At 62.4% G+C, this 18,398-nt stretch carries 18 protein-coding genes; 9 read left to right on the forward strand and 9 right to left on the reverse strand.

The window, feature by feature from the left end; translation table 11 throughout:
- The first annotated feature begins 156 nt into the window (after positions 1-156).
- Positions 157-1,239: an ArdC-like ssDNA-binding domain-containing protein gene (locus ACR65K_RS09435; RefSeq protein WP_440152429.1), complete on the forward strand. Its 1,083-nt coding sequence runs from the start codon at positions 157-159 to the stop codon at positions 1,237-1,239.
- 57 nt (positions 1,240-1,296) lie between these two features.
- Positions 1,297-1,800: a single-stranded DNA-binding protein gene (locus tag ACR65K_RS09440; RefSeq protein ID WP_440152431.1), complete on the forward strand. Its 504-nt coding sequence runs from the start codon at positions 1,297-1,299 to the stop codon at positions 1,798-1,800.
- 179 nt (positions 1,801-1,979) lie between these two features.
- On the opposite strand, the gene ACR65K_RS09445 is transcribed toward ACR65K_RS09440, so the two are convergent.
- From ACR65K_RS09445 to ACR65K_RS09485, 9 genes are all read right to left on the reverse strand, one after another.
- Positions 1,980-2,123: a hypothetical protein gene (locus tag ACR65K_RS09445; protein WP_440152432.1), complete on the reverse strand. Its 144-nt coding sequence runs from the start codon at positions 2,121-2,123 to the stop codon at positions 1,980-1,982.
- A 78-nt stretch (positions 2,124-2,201) separates the two neighbouring features.
- Positions 2,202-2,486, reverse strand: a complete 285-nt coding sequence (locus ACR65K_RS09450; RefSeq protein WP_440152434.1) for a hypothetical protein — start codon at positions 2,484-2,486, stop codon at positions 2,202-2,204.
- A 65-nt stretch (positions 2,487-2,551) separates the two neighbouring features.
- Positions 2,552-3,082, reverse strand: coding sequence for a hypothetical protein (locus ACR65K_RS09455; RefSeq protein WP_440152436.1), 531 nt, complete (start codon positions 3,080-3,082; stop codon positions 2,552-2,554).
- Positions 3,083-3,103: 21 nt separating this feature from the next.
- A complete protein-coding gene (locus ACR65K_RS09460) occupies positions 3,104-6,193 on the reverse strand; it encodes an AAA family ATPase (RefSeq protein WP_440152437.1) in 3,090 nt (1,029 codons plus the stop codon).
- Positions 6,190-6,504 (reverse strand): nucleoside triphosphate pyrophosphohydrolase family protein, encoded by a 315-nt coding sequence (locus tag ACR65K_RS09465; protein ID WP_440152439.1) that lies wholly within the window; start codon positions 6,502-6,504, stop codon positions 6,190-6,192. The genes ACR65K_RS09460 and ACR65K_RS09465 overlap by 4 nt, the downstream gene beginning before the upstream one ends.
- Positions 6,505-7,204: 700 nt before the next feature.
- Positions 7,205-7,897, reverse strand: coding sequence for a 3-oxoacid CoA-transferase subunit B (locus ACR65K_RS09470; protein WP_440152440.1), 693 nt, complete (start codon positions 7,895-7,897; stop codon positions 7,205-7,207).
- 1 nt (position 7,898) lies between these two features.
- Entirely contained in the window at positions 7,899-8,588 is a 690-nt protein-coding gene (locus ACR65K_RS09475; RefSeq protein ID WP_440152442.1) for a 3-oxoacid CoA-transferase subunit A, read from the reverse strand.
- A gap of 3 nt (positions 8,589-8,591) precedes the next feature.
- Positions 8,592-9,794: a thiolase family protein gene (locus ACR65K_RS09480; protein WP_440152444.1), complete on the reverse strand. Its 1,203-nt coding sequence runs from the start codon at positions 9,792-9,794 to the stop codon at positions 8,592-8,594.
- Between the two features lie 162 nt (positions 9,795-9,956).
- A complete protein-coding gene (locus ACR65K_RS09485; protein WP_440152445.1) occupies positions 9,957-10,667 on the reverse strand; it encodes an SDR family oxidoreductase in 711 nt (236 codons plus the stop codon).
- Positions 10,668-10,843: 176 nt separating this feature from the next.
- Between ACR65K_RS09485 and ACR65K_RS09490 the strand changes: the two genes are divergently transcribed.
- The 7 genes from ACR65K_RS09490 to ACR65K_RS09520 all read left to right on the forward strand — a co-directional run bounded on the left by ACR65K_RS09490 (position 10,844) and on the right by ACR65K_RS09520 (position 18,319).
- Positions 10,844-11,761, forward strand: a complete 918-nt coding sequence (locus ACR65K_RS09490) for a LysR substrate-binding domain-containing protein (RefSeq protein WP_440152446.1) — start codon at positions 10,844-10,846, stop codon at positions 11,759-11,761.
- A 249-nt stretch (positions 11,762-12,010) separates the two neighbouring features.
- The gene (locus tag ACR65K_RS09495; protein WP_440152628.1) at positions 12,011-13,066 is read left to right on the forward strand and encodes a zinc-dependent alcohol dehydrogenase; all 1,056 of its coding nucleotides are present in this window, start codon (positions 12,011-12,013) and stop codon (positions 13,064-13,066) included.
- Between the two features lie 380 nt (positions 13,067-13,446).
- Complete coding sequence (locus ACR65K_RS09500; RefSeq protein ID WP_440152447.1) at positions 13,447-14,808, forward strand: MFS transporter; 1,362 nt, start codon at positions 13,447-13,449, stop codon at positions 14,806-14,808.
- Positions 14,809-14,844: 36 nt separating this feature from the next.
- The gene (locus tag ACR65K_RS09505) at positions 14,845-16,002 is read left to right on the forward strand and encodes a mandelate racemase/muconate lactonizing enzyme family protein (RefSeq protein ID WP_440152448.1); all 1,158 of its coding nucleotides are present in this window, start codon (positions 14,845-14,847) and stop codon (positions 16,000-16,002) included.
- Between the two features lie 53 nt (positions 16,003-16,055).
- On the forward strand, positions 16,056-16,514 hold the full coding sequence (locus ACR65K_RS09510; RefSeq protein WP_255175269.1) for a VOC family protein: 459 nt from the start codon (positions 16,056-16,058) through the stop codon (positions 16,512-16,514).
- Between the two features lie 7 nt (positions 16,515-16,521).
- The gene (locus ACR65K_RS09515; RefSeq protein WP_440152451.1) at positions 16,522-17,538 is read left to right on the forward strand and encodes a cyclase family protein; all 1,017 of its coding nucleotides are present in this window, start codon (positions 16,522-16,524) and stop codon (positions 17,536-17,538) included.
- Positions 17,539-17,563: 25 nt separating this feature from the next.
- On the forward strand, positions 17,564-18,319 hold the full coding sequence (locus ACR65K_RS09520) for an SDR family NAD(P)-dependent oxidoreductase (RefSeq protein WP_440152452.1): 756 nt from the start codon (positions 17,564-17,566) through the stop codon (positions 18,317-18,319).
- Positions 18,320-18,398 lie beyond the last annotated feature (79 nt).

Raw genomic sequence — 18,398 nt, forward strand, 5'->3', positions numbered from 1 at the left:
CCGCTCCTGCGGCGCTCAACCATGAACGGGTGTCTGCGCAGCAACGCTGCGATCCAAGAAGCATGAAGGGTGGCTGTCGTGGCCGCTATACCTGAAGTTCCTCCCACCAACCTGCCCGACTCGCGTTCCCCAGAAGCCGGGCAAGGCGCTCGCCGCATGGCGCCCGAGGAGCGCATCGCCTCACTGATGGACGGCCTACACTCGATCCTGGAGGAGGCTGTCGAGTCTCCCTCTCATTGGCAGGTCTTGCTCGATGCATCCGCCAATTTGTGGCGGTACTCGGGCGGCAACGTCGCCTTGCTGATGATGCAGATGGCGCAGCGGGGAACGGATGAGCCGACGCTCGTCGCAGGGTACAAGGAATGGGAACGACACGGCCGCACTGTCGTTCGGGGCGAGCATGCCCTGTGGGTCATTGCACCCCGGACTGCACGAGTGCAGCAGATGCTGCTGCCTGACGGCACGCGCCAGCGCATTCCCCTGGGCGACAACCTTCCGAAGGGCGCAGTCGACGAGGGGAAGAAGACCCTCATCACGGGTTGGCGCGGGCAGGCAGTCTTCGACGTTTCGCAAACGCAAGGCGCTCCGTTGCTGGTTCCCAGGCCCGGTCCGGCTTCGTCCGCGGATGCGCCCCAGCTGTGGGAGCCACTGACTCAGGTTGCTCGCGCGCACGGCTTCTCGATCCACGTCACGGAGGCGCAGTTTGGCCTGACGAGCGGTTTCACCGACTTCTCTCAGCGGCAAGTGCAGGTGGGCGGCTGGCTCAACGCGGAGGAACGTGTCGCCGTGCTGGCGCATGAGCTCGGCCATGTTTTGCTTCACGGGCCCGACGACAAAGTTGGAAGGCTGTACGGGAGCAGCGTGGACCACCGCGGCCTTGCTGAAGTCGAGGCGGAGTCAGTCGCATACACGGTGCTGAAGGCCCATGGGATTGACCGCGGGCCGCAATCGGCAAGCTACCTTTCGGGCTGGGCTGACGCAGTCATTGAAGCGGAACAATCAGCGGGCGCGCGGGGCAGTTCCCCGAAACAGCCTGCTTCGCGAGTCGACATTGCGAAGTCAGTCTTGGGGCGCGTTACAGCGGCAAGCAAGGACATTCTCGAAGTCACGGACCCGCCTGGTCTTGGGGGCAAAGTCCCCGCCGTCGACGTCTCACCGCGAGCGCAAGGCCAGGATCCGTACGTTGGCCCGCAGCCACCACGCGGGCCATCTCGTGGCCTGGAAATATCGGGTCCGTAAGCGATCCAAGAGATGTTGGACGGGAGAGGCCCGTCTGCAAATGAAAGGGCAGCACACATGAGTACAAAAATCCCGGTCAACATCGCCGGTAACCTCGTCGCGGACCCTGAGCTCACCTATGGTGAGTCCGGTGTCGCCCACGCAAAGCTACGGGTCGCTGTAAACCAGCGCATCCAAGGCGCCGACGGATACTGGCACGACGGCGAGCCTGTCTTTCACAATGTCTCAGCGTTCCGAGCACTCGCAGAAAATGCCTCAAACTCCCTGAAAAAGGGGGACCCTGTCACGGTGTCGGGTGAACTCGAATTCCGCGCGTTCGAAAAGGATGGCGAGAAGCGGGAAGCCCGCCGGATTGTTGCCGAAACCATTGGTCCCGACCTTCGGTTCGGCACGGCGGCCTACCAGCGCTCGCCGCGCGCGGCCGCGGGTGCGGAGGCTGGATTCGACGCCGGGCTGCAAGCGACGCCGGAAGTGGCGCAGCCCGCCTACAGCATCGCTACGAAAGGGCCGGTGGCCGTGCCCCCTTTAGGCGGGCCAGCGCGAGCTGACATGAGCATGTAGCTGTTTGCTGCTGGAGGTGGGACGGCCTGATCCTCGACTGGACCAGGCCGTCTCTTTGTGCATGTTTCCCGGCGCTCGGACGCTTCCGATGGCTAAAGGCTCGGCGTTAACGACAGCGGTGGTCTGATTACGCGCCAACCCGGCACGGGCCCCTCAACCAAGAACCTTTGGCGGCAGTACTAAGACAAGCGAAGAAACTGTCCAGGCTTCACCTGCACCAGGATCGGCAGCGCGAGCTGGACTGGCGCGGCGCCAACCGGCTCGTCGAGCAGGTCGTTGATCGAAGTCTGCCCTTTCAGCTCCCCAGATGGGTACCTTTCCATGCCCACGACCCCTAGGCGCGACTGGACGCCGACGGCTTCGTCGACGCGCGGTGCACTATCCGATGATTACTCGGCCAACTAAAGCGCACTGCTGCCCTTCCAGTCTCCGGGCTGGACGCGCTTGATGCTTGAGGAATGCGCCCAGCCCATATGGTACTTCCCGGAAGGATCCAACCACTCTATGAGGCCGTACTTTTGCGTCCAGCCCACGGCCTTGCCGTAAATTCCACCCACGAACACAAGTGGCCGACCATTCTTGGGGAAATCCCTCAGCGGCGCAGGATCATCGATCGGCCGATTCGCCTCAGTGTCCATGCGAATCATCATTCGCTCCAGATCTTCGGGGGAGCCGGATTTGATCATGAAGCAATATTAGAACATGTGTTCGAATGCTTGGATCGGATGGGTCTTGCGGCAATGGGTGGAGCCTAAGCGCGCCACCCTTGGGCGGGGGCCCACGCCAAGCAGTTAGCGGCGCGAATGAAGTACGTCTCTGGCCAAGGTAGGCCGGGCATTATCTGAGCTGGGTCGGGTGCGAGGAGCAGGATGGATCCTGGCCATACCGGCTCCGGCAGCGCTTCAAGCCAGGCTGGTTGCACATGTTCGAAACGGTTCCACAGGATGGTCACCCACGAACCGGTTGGCTGCACGGCATCGACACTGAGGAGCGTCACTTCTGTCGTCGTGCCGCTCGACTGCTTGGTGGTGTTGAACGCCCTCCAGCGGGCGGCGGACGAAGCCTGCCATTCACGGGACCGAGTGATCCGCTTCCACCATTGCCAGCCCAGCAATAGTCCGGCTGCGAGCCAAACAGCCACCAGCGGCAAAGATACCGAAAGCGGAAGACTTGTGGCGGGGACGATAGCCAGGAACAGGACGAGGAGAATCAAGACGCCCACGCTGGTCAATACCAACGCGACTGTCGCGACTCGCGGTTTGACCACCGGATTTTCCACCATCGTCTTGCCTCACTTCCCAGCTTAGAACTGCCAGCCAGCACTCGTAAGGACGACCTGCTGCGGCAAGGACAATTCCTTGTGACCGGTTCCTGATTCAGGTGGCGTAGATCTGAACCGAGCGACTTCGATTGCTTCGCTTAGACGTGCTCGCTGAGCCGCTTGTTCCCACTCGAAGTCCTTGGGTGCCAACCCCAAGGGCAGGGGAGAATCGGGCAATGCCCACCTGTCCCGGTAAACGGCAACGTCACGAACCAGCTGCCACGTTTCGGCGCGGGCGGAGCCTCCGAAGGCATCGAGCAAAGAGCGTTTCCACTCAGGATCGGTTGTCAGAGCCGCCATGCTGACGGTTTCCGATCTTCGGATGATACGTGCCCTGACCTGCTCAACCATCTCCGCTAAGTCGGGACGGGAAATGGTGAGCTTTTCAACCAATGGTTCCACAGCCGCCGTCGTTCCCCTAGGTAATCGACGCAAACGCGTGCTGAGGACGGCGCAGCGATCATTGGCGCTCCAGGTTTCCTGGCAGACCTGCTGGAGGACACGTTCGGTGTCCTGCCGGCTAATAGTTGTGGCTTTGCGCCATGCAGCTACGGCTGCGCCCCATGACGGCGATTGTTCGAATGCGAACGATGCGCCGGGGAGGTTCTCGTCCAGCCACTGTTTCAGATCCAGCCCCGCGGCGATCTGCGCGAGGTAGTCATACTCTGCGTAGAGTCGCTCAAGGCTGTCGGCGTTCTTTCGCTCCGCGTCGCGCACCTCGTGGGCAGTCCGCTCCGCACCTTCAGCCGCGAGTACCTCGCCCAGGATCCCCCGCCACGAGAGCTGCAGGGATGGGTCGACAGCAGCGTGGTCGGCGTCGTCACCTTCGCTGACATACGCGAAGTTGCCGGACCGACCGCGGGTCATGCTGACGTACAGCAGCTCGCGGGTGAGCCTGCCCTGAGTGACCACCGTATGGCCGGTGTCCACCGTGATGCCTTGGGAACGGTGAGCCGTGGTCGCGTAGCCGAGCTCGACGGACGACTCAAGATACGACTGGGGGAGTGCGACGCTGGCGCCGGTGTCGCGACGGCGCGCAAGCAGGGAGTCATTACGCTGGCTGACGCCTTCGACGTCGAACATCGTGCCATTCCGGACGAACTCACCGTTACTGTCAACGAGCTTTCGGTTGTTTCCGCGGGCGATCACAGTGTCACCGAAACCTGCGCAAAGGCCGTCGCTGAGCAGAATCGTCAGCTCGGGGTCTACTTCGCCCTGTGCCACCCGGTCCGCCTGGGCGCGCTCGTTGAGCATGCTGACCGTTTCGTTGTCGGCAGCAATGAGGATCGACGACTTACCCGTCCGAGTATCTGCCAGCCAGGCGAGGTACGCCTGGTCAGCCATATTAAGGTAGGTTCCGTGCCGGATTCGCCCATGTGCTGCATAGTCGTTAATGGATGAGTAGTCGCCCTTCCGGAGCTTGAGCGATGACGCCCGTTCCCACTCCTCATGGAACCTCCAGATGGTGCTGAGCCGTGTTGCCTTACCCTGCCGGTCCAGCCAGCCGAGAACGCCGCCGGCATCGATGGCGTCCAACTGTCCAGGATCACCCACGAGCAGAATCTTCGCGCCGGCGTCCTGTGCCTGCTGCACCAGAGCGGCGAGTTGGAACGTGGAAACCATGGAAGCCTCGTCAATAATGACCAATTGATTCGCTTGGAAGCACCAGCGTTGCTGGGTAGCGGCCAGCCGCGCAGCCTCCTGCGCTGACGCGATGCTCCGGCGCTCGCCGACGTTAGTTGCGGTCAGTTGCGTCTGGACGTAGAAGAATCGCTCGGCCCTCGAACTTGCGCCCTGCCCGGCGGATTCGTGCAGCCATTTGCTGACGTTCTCAGTGGCCATGGCAAGTTCACGGCCCAGCACCTCCGCACTTGCGGCCGCAGGAGCCAGCCCGACAACGCTGCCCGTGCCGTACTCGGCTTGCCACACAGCCTTGACGACCGCTAGCGTCGTTGTCTTTCCCGTGCCGGCTGGCCCCACGATGGCGGCGAGCCTGTTACCGGTTAGTACCACGTCGGCAACCGCGGCCTGCTGGTCAGAGTGAAGCGCACGCCTTCCAGGTTGTTGGACCTGGTCGAGGAGGTCCATGATGACGTCCGCGCGGACTGCCGGGCCGCCGTCGTCGTTCCTTGCCGCCATAATCGCGTCCTCGCAGGCGAGCGTCGACGTATCGGTGTAGAGGCGTGATCCGTGGAAATCGAACACGCTCCGCGTTCCCAGCCGGAGGTCTGCCCCGGCGTCGGATGAAACGGTGTATCGGTAATCGTTTAGCGGCACGGACTGCTGCTCGGCAGCGGTGGCGACGGCGTCCATCAGCGCGCTCCTGTCGGCCGCGGGCCGGCAGCGTACTTGGGCGCAGACGCGTTCGGCTTCCGCCAGGAGGTTCCAGCGGTTCCATGTTGAGCGTTTCTGGGCGACGCGCTCACGGGTCAAGGTTGCGACGGCGCTGATCCAGTCTGGGGTGAAGTCTTGGAAACCGAAAGGGGAAATCTTGGAGCGATTGACCGTTGCCGCGATGACGTCCTCTGGCTGGAATCCTTTGGCGGTGGCGCGTGCCTTCCATTGTCTTGAGAGCTGGTGCAGGGGCGTGGGGAGTTCGGCCTTGGGGACGCGTGTGGTCAGGGTAGCTTGCTGCCGAAGCTTGATGATTGTGGCCGTGGTTGGCGGCTGGCCGTGTTCCTTTGTCCACTCCGCAACTAGTCGGTCCGTTTCCAGGTTGATGAGGCGTGAGCGCTTGGAGAACTCCCGGATGAGGTCTTCGTCGATTCCGGTGAGCTGCTGGCTAGGGTTGTGAGTACTGATGACTGGGACGCGGATGTCCGTGTCGGTTCCAAGTTGTTCGTGGAGGGCGTCGAAGAGGAGTCCGTTGTAGTGTTCGCTGGCAGCGACGGCGGCCTTGTAGAGGGTGCGGGAGTCGAGGGTCACCCAGGCGCCGTGGCCTTGTGGTGTTCCGGCCTTTATGTAGTACGTTGTGGCGTCCGGGGGAGTTGTGGTGAGGTCGTCCATCATCGTGGTCTTGAACAGGTAGCGCAGGCCTGACTGCGCGGACAGCCGGGCGATTGACATGGTCATAGCCGTGACGATGAGGACCGGCGCTTACTCGGGTTCCATCCCCGGCGATTGAGAATGTCCAGCGTCGTGGAGTCGAGGGCGACGCCCTTTGCATTGGTCACCGAAACCAGCCATGCAGCGACGTGGGCGAGGTCCTGCACATTGGTTCTTTGTGCACGTTTGAGGCGGCCTACTTCCCCCTGCAGGACATTGTTGCTCTGTCGTAGTTCGGAATTTTCGGCCTCGAGCCGGTCAATTTCGTATGACTGTGAGCGCAGTTTCGACACCAGAATCTCGACACGACGCCGGCAGATCCCAGCTTTGATGTCCATGCCAGGGTCCGCATTTCGGAGCTCATCACCGGGAGGCGCAATTAGGGCGCCGCCGGCGCCAGCCACTCCATCTGCACCTTGCCGGCGCCGCCGTCGACGATCTCGTCTTCTGTTGCCGCAGCGCACGGAACAGAAGCGCTGGTCCCTCCGGGACGGCATAAAACAGGTTCTACACTCTTCGCAGCTCTTGTCGGTCACGGATGTTCATCGGTGTGGCAATCCGTCTCGACATGACGAGCCGCGACGCGTCCTCACGGTCAAGACCTTGGATGCCAGAGGTGTGAGGGGCGGATGGGTACATGGGCGGCCTGCGACAACTGTGGCATCGGTATCGAGGCTGGGCGTGTGGAAGATGAGGCGGACAGCTGAATAGCGCAATAGGCTGTGGCACTATTACCGCAGATTCGAGAACAGGCAAGGGTCGGACAGGCGCGGCCACTTGCAGCCAAAATTGTTATTTGTCCAGACGGCATCTGGACAATTGCGCAACAGGTTGTTGCGCAATTGTCAGGGACGACACAATCTAAGCGACAGCGACCGCCATCAGATTAGAATCTGAGACTTTTCCCTTGGCATGTGGAGAAATAGGGCTTTTGCACTCTATTCTGACGAACTTTGCAGCGTTTCCTGACCTCAGCTTGGGTTGTACTTCTGACTGGAAATCGAAAGATCTGCCGATGCGACTCCCTAGCTCCGGCCGTTAGAACGCGGCCGTGAGTGGGACGGGGACCAGTTCCTGGAGTTCCTCGAGGGTGCAGCCGAAGGTTTCGCGGACCGTGACGCCGTCGGGTCCGGTGAGGAAGACGCCTTTGTCCGTGTAGACGCGGGTAACGCAGCCGACGCCGGTGACCGGGTAGGTGCAGGCCTCCACGATTTTGGAGGCGCCTTCGCGGGTGAGGAGGGTCATCATGATGAAGACGTCCTTGGCGCCGGTGGCCAGGTCCATGGCACCGCCGACGGCGGGAATCGCCCCGGGTGCCCCGGTGTGCCAGTTGGCGAGGTCACCGGTGGCGGAGACCTGGAAGGCACCCAGCACGCAGATGTCCAAGTGGCCCCCGCGCATGATCGCGAACGAGTCGGCGTGGTGGAAGTACGAGGCGCCGGGCAGTTCGGTGACGGGGATCTTGCCCGCGTTGATCAGGTCCTCGTCGATCTGGTCCCCGACCGCTTCGGGTCCCATGCCGAGCATGCCGTTCTCCGTGTGGAGGGTGATGTTCTGTTCCTCGGTGAGGTAGTTGGACACCAGCGTGGGTTGCCCGATGCCCAGGTTCACGAAGGATCCGGGCGCGATGTCCTTCGCCACGAGCCGGGCGAGGTCGTCCCGGCCCAGGGGAGTTTCGGAGGTCTTGATGGAGGTTTCGGTGGACTGCACTTGATTGGACTGCAGGCTCATCTCAGGCCGCCTTTTCTTCCTTGTGGCCGCTGCCGGCAACCTTGACGACGGTGTTGACGTAGATTCCCGGGGTGACCACGTTCTCCGGGTCCAGTCCGCCGGTGGGGACGATCTCGGACACCTGGACGATGGTGTGTTTCGCGGCCGCGGCCATGATGGGGCCGAAGTTCCGGGCTGTCTTGCGGTAGACCAGGTTGCCCTTGCCGTCGGCCTTGAGGGCCTTGATCAGGGCGATGTCGGCGTGGATGGGGGTTTCGAACACCTGCCACTTGCCGTCCAGGAACCGGGTCTCCTTGCCCTCGGCGAGCATAGTGCCGTAGCCGGTGGGGGTGAAGAACCCGCCGATCCCGGCCCCGGCGGCGCGGATCCGCTCGGCGAGGTTGCCTTGCGGGACGAGTTCGAGTTCGATTTCGCCGGCCTTGTACTTGGCGTCGAAGTGCCAGGAATCGGACTGCCGGGGGAAGGAGCAGATCATCTTCTTCACCCGGCCTTCCTTGATCAGCAGGGCCAGGCCCTGGTCGCCCTGGCCGGCGTTGTTGTTCACCACGGTCAGGTCCGTGGCGCCGCAGTCCAGCAGCGCGTCGATCAGTTCGAACGGCTGGCCGGCGTTGCCGAACCCGCCGATCATCACGGTGGGGCCGTCCTTGATGCCGGCCACGGCATCCTGGACGGTATCAACGAAGTTCAGCATGGCTTAGGCCCTTCCATTTGATGCGGTGACGTTCTCAAGCACGACCGCCAGGCCCTGGCCCACGCCGATGCAGATGGCGGCCACGCCCCAGCGATCGCCGGAGGCCTGCAGGGACCGTGCCAGGGTGCCCAGGATCCGGGTGCCGGACGCGCCCAGCGGGTGGCCCATGGCGATGGCGCCGCCGTGCCGGTTCACGATGGAGGGGTCGATGCCCCAGGCGTTGATGCAGGCCAGGGACTGCGCGGCGAAGGCTTCGTTAAGTTCGACGGCGCCCACCTGCTCCCAGCTGATGCCCGCCTTTGCGAGGGCTTTGTTCGCGGCCTCGACGGGGGCGTAGCCGAAGTACTGGGGATCGTTGGCGTGCGCGCCGCGCCCGGCGATGCGGGCCAGCGGGTCCAGCCCCAGCAGCCCTGCGGCCGCCTCGCTGCCGATCCAGGCCGCGGAGGCGCCGTCGGACAGCGGCGATGCGTTGCCGGCGGTGACGGTCCCGTTCTCTGTCCGGAACACGGTCTTGAGCCCGGCGAGCTTCTCCGCCGAAGACCCGGGGCGGATGCCCTCGTCCCGCACCAGGTCGGTGCCGGGGACCGGGGTGACCAGGTTGTCGTAGAAGCCCTCGTCCCAGGCGGCGGCGGACAGGTTGTGCGAGGCGGCGGCGAACTCATCCTGCGCCTCCCGGGTCACGCCGTACTTTTCGCGGAGCCGCTCGGTGGCCTCGCCCAGGGAGATGGTCCATTCCTTGGGCATCGCCTTGTTCACCAGGCGCCAGCCCAGCGTGGTGGAGGCCAGGGTCATGTCCCCGGCCGGGTAGGGCTTCTCCGTCTTGGGCAGCACCCAGGGCGCGCGGGACATCGACTCGGCGCCACCGACGAGCATCAGGTCGGCGTCGCCGGTGTTGATCTGCCGGGAGGCGATGATGGCGGCATCCAGGGAGGACCCGCAGAGCCGGTTGACCGTGGTGCCCGGGATGGAGACCGGGAGCCCGGCCAGCAGCGTGCCCATCCGGGCGATGTTGCGGTTCTCTTCACCGGCGCCGTTGGCGTTGCCGAACACCACCTCATCGATCCGCTCGACGTCGAGGGACGGCGCCCGCTTGACGGATTCCTTGATCACGTGCGCGGCAAGGTCGTCCGGGCGGACGGCGGCGAGGCCGGAGCCGAACTTTCCAAAGGGGGTGCGCACGGCGTCGTACACAAAAGCCTGGTTCATGGTTCTATCCATCTCAATCTATTTCTGTCATTCAGAGCTGCCCGCTTAGGCAAGTGTTGGCACCGCGGCACCTGTCACAAGTAGGTCGTGGCCACGCGGGCAACGCATATGCCAGTTAGCAGAGCTGCCCGGTGCATGTGGCTCGGCTGGGCGAGGTGGGTGTTAGACAGGATTTGTTCCGACGGTGAGTCCGCCACATACATACAGGGTTTGGCCGGTGATGAAGCCGGAGCGCTCGTCCAGGAAGAAGCCCGCTGCGTTGGCTATGTCCTCCGGCTGGCCGAGCCTTCCGACGGGAACAGATGAAACGATGGCTTTTGTCCGCGGTGAGTCTTCCGGGTTCGCCTTCATGAACAGTTCTGTGGCGATGGGCCCTGGTCCAATTGCGTTAACCGTGATTCCCTCTCGGCCAAGTTCCAAGGCCCAGGTGCGGGTCAGCCCGATTAGGCCGGCTTTGGCGGCCGCGTAAGCAGTCCGCAGTTCCTTTCCGAGTGCCGCACGCGAGGACATATTGACGATCCGACCGAACCCAGCCTCCGTCATGCCGTCGAGGACGCCCTGGGTGCACTGTATGGCGCACCGAAGGTTCAACGCATGCGATTGATCAAGCTGGGTCAGGGATTGCTCACGGAGTGGGGCGGGGAAAACTGCACCGACATTGTTGACCAGCCGAGTGATTGGGCCTTCGCACAGGGCAGCCTCGAGGGCTTCCGCTGTGCTGTCAACGTCGGAGAGATCCGCAGTGATTGAACGGCCGAGGTCCGTGGGCTGTTTGTCTATGACCACGACCTCCCACCCCTGCGCCAGGCCGTGCGAAGCAATAGCACGACCGATTCCAGAGGCACCCCCGGTAACGAGGAGACGTTCTACCATGACAATTTTCCTTCCTCCACGCACGTCGGCATGCGCGGAACTTGGTTGCGGCGGTGCAACGCGTTCTCTTCAGTATGCCCGGAAGGAAGGCTGGATAACGCGCCTATGTGATACCAATACGGAGTAGAATGATCTGAAATTCGGAATAATTGGGCAGGTTGCGGAGGGGCGAGGAAGTGGAAGTAAAGGATCTTGAGGCCTTTGCCGTGGTGGCCGAGGAACTGCATTTCGGTAGGGCGGCCGCCCGGCTGCACATGTCGCAACCGCCGTTGAGTGCACGCATCAAGCAGCTGGAACAGAGTTTGGGCGTTCAGCTCTTTGAAAGAAGCACCCGTACGGTGGCACTTACGGATGCAGGGTCCAGGCTGTTGATCCCGGCGCGTAAGGTTCTCAGTCAAGTGTCTGCGGTCCAGAACCTGGCCGAGTCAATCGCTGCGGGAGAGCAGGGACGCGTTCGGATCGCGTTTGCCGGCGCTTCGAGTCAGCGCGCCCTCCCAATCCTCACCCGAGCGGTGCGCGAGTCCCACCCGGGCATCGAGTTGCAGTTGGAGTCCCAGACCTACGTTTACACGGCATTGGACAAGCTCCTTGAGGGATCATTGGATCTCGCTTTCGCGCGACTTCCCACCCCCCAGAAGGAGCTAGAGTCCCGCGTTGTCGAAGTCGAAAGAATTTTGTGCGCCCTGCCGGAAGGCCACGCTCGCGCGGCCCAGCCCAGTCTTTCCTTGGCGGACCTTCATGACGAGGAGTTTGTCAGCCTGCCCGCTGATACAGGTTCAATTCTCCAGGCCACCATGTTTGCGTTATGCATTACTGCCGGTTTCAGGCCGAAGATCGTCCAAGTGGCTCCTGACTCCGCTACTGCTCTTGCCCTCGTTGCTGCCGGGGCCGGCATCACCATCACACTCAGTTCGGTAACTCCGTCGCAGTCCGTCGGAATCGTTTACCGGGAATTGGACGATATTCATCCCAGTCACATGTTTGCTACTTTGACGTGGCGAAAGGAAGACACATCTCCTGCACTTGCTGCAGTGCTTCAGGTCTCGGAAGCGGCATTGCCCACCCCCGACCTTTCCGGCTTCGCTATCAGATGAGCGTGAATCGGTATTTCTGCCGGGCTGACTCTCCAACTATCTTTGGAGGCGCACCAGTTGCCCTCCAATCCTGCCCAAGCCGATTCAGCTAAAGCCGGCCCAGCCTCTCCGCCCTTGATCCTAGGTGGCGAGTTACGGGCGGCCCCGCACGGGCATCGACGAGATGCTGGTCTCTTGGGCGCAACAGATAGGTCCACAATGACGTCCCTTAGTGCTTCTGAACGTGAATCGGCTTATACCCGCCGCACCATGCGTGCGATTGTTAAGGTCGGCCCAGAACGCGGAGTCAAGTTCCACGCTTCGTATGCGGAGCCTGAGGTCTCTGCCGGAACTGTGAAGATTCAGGTCGCAGCGGCCTCGGTCTGCGGCACTGACCGGGCACTTTACGAGTACTCACCCATGGCGCAGGCATTCAACCTCAATACCCCGGTGGTTCTCGGTCACGAGTGTGCCGGCACCGTCGTCGAAGTTGGCCCGGGCGTTGAGTCGCTCCAGGTGGGGGACCGGGTTGCCCTGGAATCCCATGTTGCCTGCTGGGATTGCTACCCCTGTCGAAACGGTGACGCCCACAACTGCCTGAACATGGAGCTGCTCGGGTTGCATCTCGATGGCGGTTTTGCGGAACGGCTCGTGGTACCGGCGACCGCTTGCTTCAAATTACCGGAAGACTTCCCCTTGGAGCAGGGCGCCCTCCTGGAACCTGCTGGAGTCGCCATGCATGCCATCCAGCGGTCCAAAATTGACCTTCAAGGTGCTGACGTAGTGATAAGCGGCGGCGGTCCAGTTGGCCTATTTATTGCTGCAATTGCCCAGGCCCTGGGTGCCAGCCGCGTGGTCGTCGTGGAACCCAACGCTTACCGGCAGGGTCTTATCGAAGCACTGGGAGCAATAGCCCTATTTCCCGACGATGATGTCATCAGTGTGTGCCGGGAGCTCTCGGGGGAGAAGCTCGGCTTCGATGTAGCATTTGAGGCTTCGGGGGTAGCGGCCGCACTGCCGCCGCTGCTGGAGGCGGTCCGCCGGGAGGCGACGGTTGTGACCGTCGGAATCCCCGGTAAGCCAATCGAGATCGACGTCGCGGCGTACCTAATCAAGAAGGGTCTGACTCTCACGGGCAGCTTCGGGCGGTCCCTTTGGCACACCTGGGATCGAATTGCTGCGCTCGTGGCGAGTGACGAACTAAACCTCTCCAAATTCATTACCCACCGTCTTCCCCTGTCGGCTTTCGACGAAGCCATCGAGCTTCTCTCCCAAGACGCCTGCAAGGTGCTGCTGGTTCCTGGCCTTCCCGACCGCCGCCAGTAACGACGGGCTGACGGGCGCCAACGAGAGATTCGCGAGGGCCGGCGTGACGCGACGGCACCCTTCGCACCCGATGTCATTTGATTATTGGCCGTCTGGAGGGCGTCGTCGCGATCCGCCACGCAGGTCCTTTTAAACCGACGACGACTCCCATCGCAAGGTCCCGACGTTCGTCGAGTGATCTTCGAGCCTGCCTGCCATTCAGCCCGAGCTGACCTTAGGGCCGGCTGCGCTTGGTGAGCCCGCAGGCCCAAGTAACAGTAGAGGATCTTTCTGCGTTGCCTATCAAAAGAGAGAGAATTGGTATTTCTCTTCGGAACAATCTCTCACTAACCTTTTTGAAGGCGGCACCAAACCCAGAGCCCCCTCAACGAAGAGAGGTCATGATGAAAACAAACACCACACCGATAGATCTGAGCGTTGAAGCTCGGGTCTTCCGCAAAGTTACCCTGAAGGTCCTTCCAATCCTCATGCTTGGCATGTTCATTGCCTACATCGATCGAGCCAACCTTGGGGTAATCGCAGGGCCGCTGTCCAAAGATTTGGGGCTTACAGCAGCGACATTCGGCCTTGCCGCGGGTTTCTTCTACATCGGTTACTTGCTGTTCGAGATCCCCTCGAACATGTTCCTTGCGAAGGTGGGGGCGCGCATTTGGCTGGCCCGCATCATGATCACCTGGGGCCTGGTGACGATGGGTATGGCGTTCATGCAGGACGAAGTCAGCCTTCACATCATGCGGTTCCTTCTCGGACTTGCAGAAGCCGGCTACTCGCCGGGGACCGCGCTCTTCCTGGCGCTTTGGTGCCCAGCCCGGTTGCTGCCCAAGGCGATGTCCTGGCTGAATCTCGCTGTTCCGGTCGCCTTGGCGGTGGGCTCCGTCGTGACCTCGTCGATCATGCTCATGAACGGCGTAGCTGGCCTTGCCGGATGGCGTTGGGTATTCCTGATTGAAGGTATTCCGGCAATCATCCTTGCGGTCGTCATCTTCTTTGCTCTGCCCTCCACCCCGGCGAAAGCGGCCTGGCTCGATGACGAGGAAAAGGCGTACCTGGCGGAGAATGTCACCCAGCGCTCGGGCTCCGGAGCACACGAACTGAAGCAGCTTCCCGCCGCGCTCCGTCGGCCGTCGCTGTGGGCTTTCGCCATCACCTACTTCTTTATCCTGATCGGCTTCTGGTCGATTACGTACTTCCTTCCGACGATCGTCAAAGAGCAGTTCCACCTGGACGTCGTCGGGTCCGGCTACGTCTCGGCGATCCCGTGGGCATTCTCCGCCATCGTCATGTTTGTCATCGTCCGCAGCATCTCCCGAACCGGCGAACGCCGCTGGCACCTCACCCTGCCCATGGTTGCCGCAGCACTCGGACTCCTCATTGGAGTGCTCTCCGGAAACCCGTTCCTGTCACTTATCGGTATCAGCATTGCCGCTGCGGGCTTCTTCGCGACTCTGTCCACCTTCCAGGCGACCGTTGCCCAGGTGTATGCCGGGGCCCTCGCCGCAGTGTCCATCGCGCTCGTCAACTCTGTCGGAAACGTCAGCGGCCTCGTAGGCCCTTACATCCAGGGCTGGCTCACGGACCTCACCGGCTCAAGCTCCGCCGGCCTTCTGGTGATGTCGGGCTTCTTCGGCCTCGCGGCAGTGTTCGTCTACATCCTCATCGGGTGGGCTGACCGGAAGACCGGCGGACTCCGTGGGACTACCAGTCTCGAAACAGATGTTGCCGGGGCACACGCCCGGGGATGACCTCCACCAATAGCCACACCAAAGGATGACCAAATTTTGTTACTTCAACCAGCCACTCAAACAACACCCGCGGGTGAGCGTGCAGTTGCACCACGAATCGCCGAAGTACGGACAGTCCCGTACGCGATTCCCTACCGCAAGCCCCTGCGTTTTGCCAGCGGATCGATTGATGTAGCGGACAATGTGCTCGTGGAAGTGGTCACCAGCGACGGTGTGGTCGGCTTTGCCGAAGCCCCTCCGCGGCCTTACACCTACGGTGAGACGCAGGCGTCGATTGTCGCCGTTATCGAGAAGATCTTTGCCCCTGCCATTATCGGGCTCTCCATCCTCGACCGCGAGGCGGTAAGGTCGCGCCTGGCTCGAACGGTAGGAAACCCCACTGCCAAAGCCGCCATTGACATGGCCATGTGGGACGCCTGGGGCAAGACCATCGGGACGCCGGTACATCGCCTTCTTGGAGGCTTCACCGATGGCTTGCAGGTCAGCCACATGCTCGGGTTCGATGACCCGGACACAGTTGCCGCCGAGGCTGTCGAGCTAAGGGAGACGCTGGGCATTTCGAGTTTCAAGATCAAGGTCGGACGCCGGCCCGTCCACTTGGATGTTGACGTGTGCAAGGCAGTCCGGGAAGCCCTGGGCCCTGACGCCGAGCTGTACATCGACGGGAACCGCGGTTGGACGGCGGCGGAATCGGCCCGGGCACTTCGGGACCTCGAAGATGTCGGACTGAGTCGCGTGGAAGAGCTCTGCCCCGCCGACGATGTGCTGAGCAGGCGCTGGCTTGTTTCCCAATGTCCTGTGCCGTTCGTCGCGGACGAAAGTGCGCCCACGCCGGCCGACGTTACCCGCGAAATCCTTGCAGGAGCAGCGACCGCTGTGAGCATCAAGACCGCCCGAACAGGGTTCTCAGGTTCGCTGCGCGTTTCCCACCTGGCCGAAGGGCTGGGCCTCGAAGCGGTCATCGGCAACCAGATCGATGCGCAAGTCGGAACCGTTTGTTCCCTCGTCTTCGGTGCGTCCCAGGAAATTACGTCACGTTCGGCAGCTGAACTGTCCAACTACCTGGACATGGCCGATGATCTCTTGGATGAGCCGCTCTTTATTGAGAATGGATACATGCGCGTTCCTAAGGGCCCCGGCCTCGGCATCCAGCTCGACCCGGAGAAAGTGGCCCGCTATCGGGTCGACCTCTGACTCCGGTCACACTTGTCCGCAATAACCAACCCATCACATCAAAGGAAAAGTCAATGGCATACCTCCGCCTCCACCACGTGAACGTCACCTCAGACAACATGTCGATCCTGACGGACTTTTACGGAAAGGCGCTGGGACTGAACCAGCTCCCCTCGCCCAAGATGATCGCTACGTCCAAAAATGCAGACAACGACATCGACGGCGACGCCGAGTGGGATACGGCCGCCAAGTTCTACGAAGCCGGCGACCCCAACGAACTGCAGATCCATGCCACCCAGCGCCAGCCGTACCTCGCAGCCCAGGAGGGACACTCGGTCAACCCGCTCATCGGAGGACACTTTGCGTTCCGGACCGATGACATCGAGGCCATCAAGGCACGCCTCACCGAGAACAACATCCCGTTTGACGACTGGGGCGTCTGGTCCGTCGAAGGCTGGCACCAGATCTTCCTCACTGACCCCGCCGGCAACATGATCGAGATCCACCAGGTCATGACGGACGGCGAGGCCTAATCACCCGATGACCACCCATGAAGCTTCACGCCGTTCCCCGGCCGGGGACTTTCCCCGGTATGACCAGCTGTTTGATCGCCCCGACCGGCTGAGGGGAACGGCCTGGGGCCTCTGGGGCCCGGCCGACCAGCTGGGCACCCTGAACCACCTCACACCGGCCCGTGTCCTTGAAGCCCGTGAGAGTATTTTGACGGGCGAAGTCATACCGCTCAACCTGCCGTTGACGGAATTCGAGGCGCCCATCATTGCCCACCGCGGTTCGATTCAACACACCGTGTTCGGCCTTAACGATTTCCACCGCGACGACCGGATCGACAATCTGTTCCTTCAGGCGTCGACGCAAATTGACGGGTTGCGACACTTCGGGCATCCGGACCACGGCTTCTACAATGACGCCGATCCCAACGGACTGGTGGCGGGTAAACCCGACCTCGGAATACAGGCCGTGGCCGAACGGGGGATCGCCGGCCGTGGCCTGCTCATCGACGTCGGTGCCTACCGGGACGCGGTCGGCCGCCCGATCGACCAGGCCACCAACGAACAAATTCCGGTGGCTGATCTGGATGCAACGCTTGAATGGCAGGGGAGCACCATCCGGCCGGGCGACATCATCATGATCCGCACAGGATGGCTCAAACACCTCCGGGCGGACGCCAACCGCTCGGACGGCGCCCTCCGCTCGCCGGGCCTAAGCCAAACCGAAGAATCGGCCGCGTGGCTCTGGGACCATCAAGTAGCGGTGGCGGCTTCCGACAACATCGCGCTGGAAGCCTGGCCGGCAACGGATTCCAAGCTCACCGTCCAGGCGGAACTAGCAGGTGCGATGCCTGCCTCCAGCCACACGGGGATGCTGCACCGTATCCTGATCCCGTTGCTTGGGCTGAGCATTGGCGAGCTTTGGGCGCTCGATGAGCTGGCAGCTGCCTGCGCCGCCCGACGCCGGTATGACGTCTTCCTCACGGCCCAGCCGCTGAACCTGCTGGGCGGAGTTGGCAGCCCGGCCAACGCAATGGCGATCCTCTAAACATGAATCTTCAGGAGTAATTGACGTGACTGACCACGAATCCGGGACAGCTGAAGCTGTCCTCATCACCGGCGGTGCGTCCGGCATCGGCCTCACCTGTGCCCGCCAGGCTGCGGCCAGGGGCGCACGCGTAGCTATTGTCGACGTGAACCCGTCAGCCGCGGCAGATGCAGTGGCGACGTTGGACGGAGAAGGCCACGTCGCCGTGGCCGCTGATGTCACGGACGCTGGGGCCATGCGCCGCGCAGCCGACGAATTCGCGGCAGGTGGCGGACTGACCGGGGTTGTGGCCGCTGCCGGGATAGTCAGCCGGTCGGCGCTGCTGGACATCGATGCTGCCGAATTCCGGCGGGTACTCGACATCAATGTCATCGGGGTCCAGAACACGATCTCGGCCGCAGGGCCCCACCTTCTACGCGCAGGCCGGCTCGGGTCGGTGGTCGTCCTTGGCAGCGCCGCAGCTTTCACAGGCGGTGGGCTCATGGGTAACGGTGCCTACGCCACCTCGAAGGCCGCGCTCATCGGCTTGGTACGCGGATACGCCCGTGAGCTCGCGCCCCATCAGGTGCGCGTCAACATGGTTGCTCCCGGGGCGACTGAAACACCGATGACTGATGTTTTGAACGATGCGGATCGCGAGCGAATCGCCGGGATGTCCCTCCTCGGAAGGCTTTCCAAGCCTGAGGAGATTGCCTCAGCCATCGCGTTCCTCCTGGCGCCGGGCAACGGCACAATCACCGGACAAGTGCTCCACGTCAACGGCGGCGTGGTCTTCGGCTGAAACGCCACTTCCGGGCTGAAAGCGCCGGATGTTCCTGAGGCCGGGCTGCCCGCGAATCAGCCCGGCCTTTGGAGTCTCC

This window comes from Arthrobacter sp. SAFR-179, from assembly GCF_059414945.1.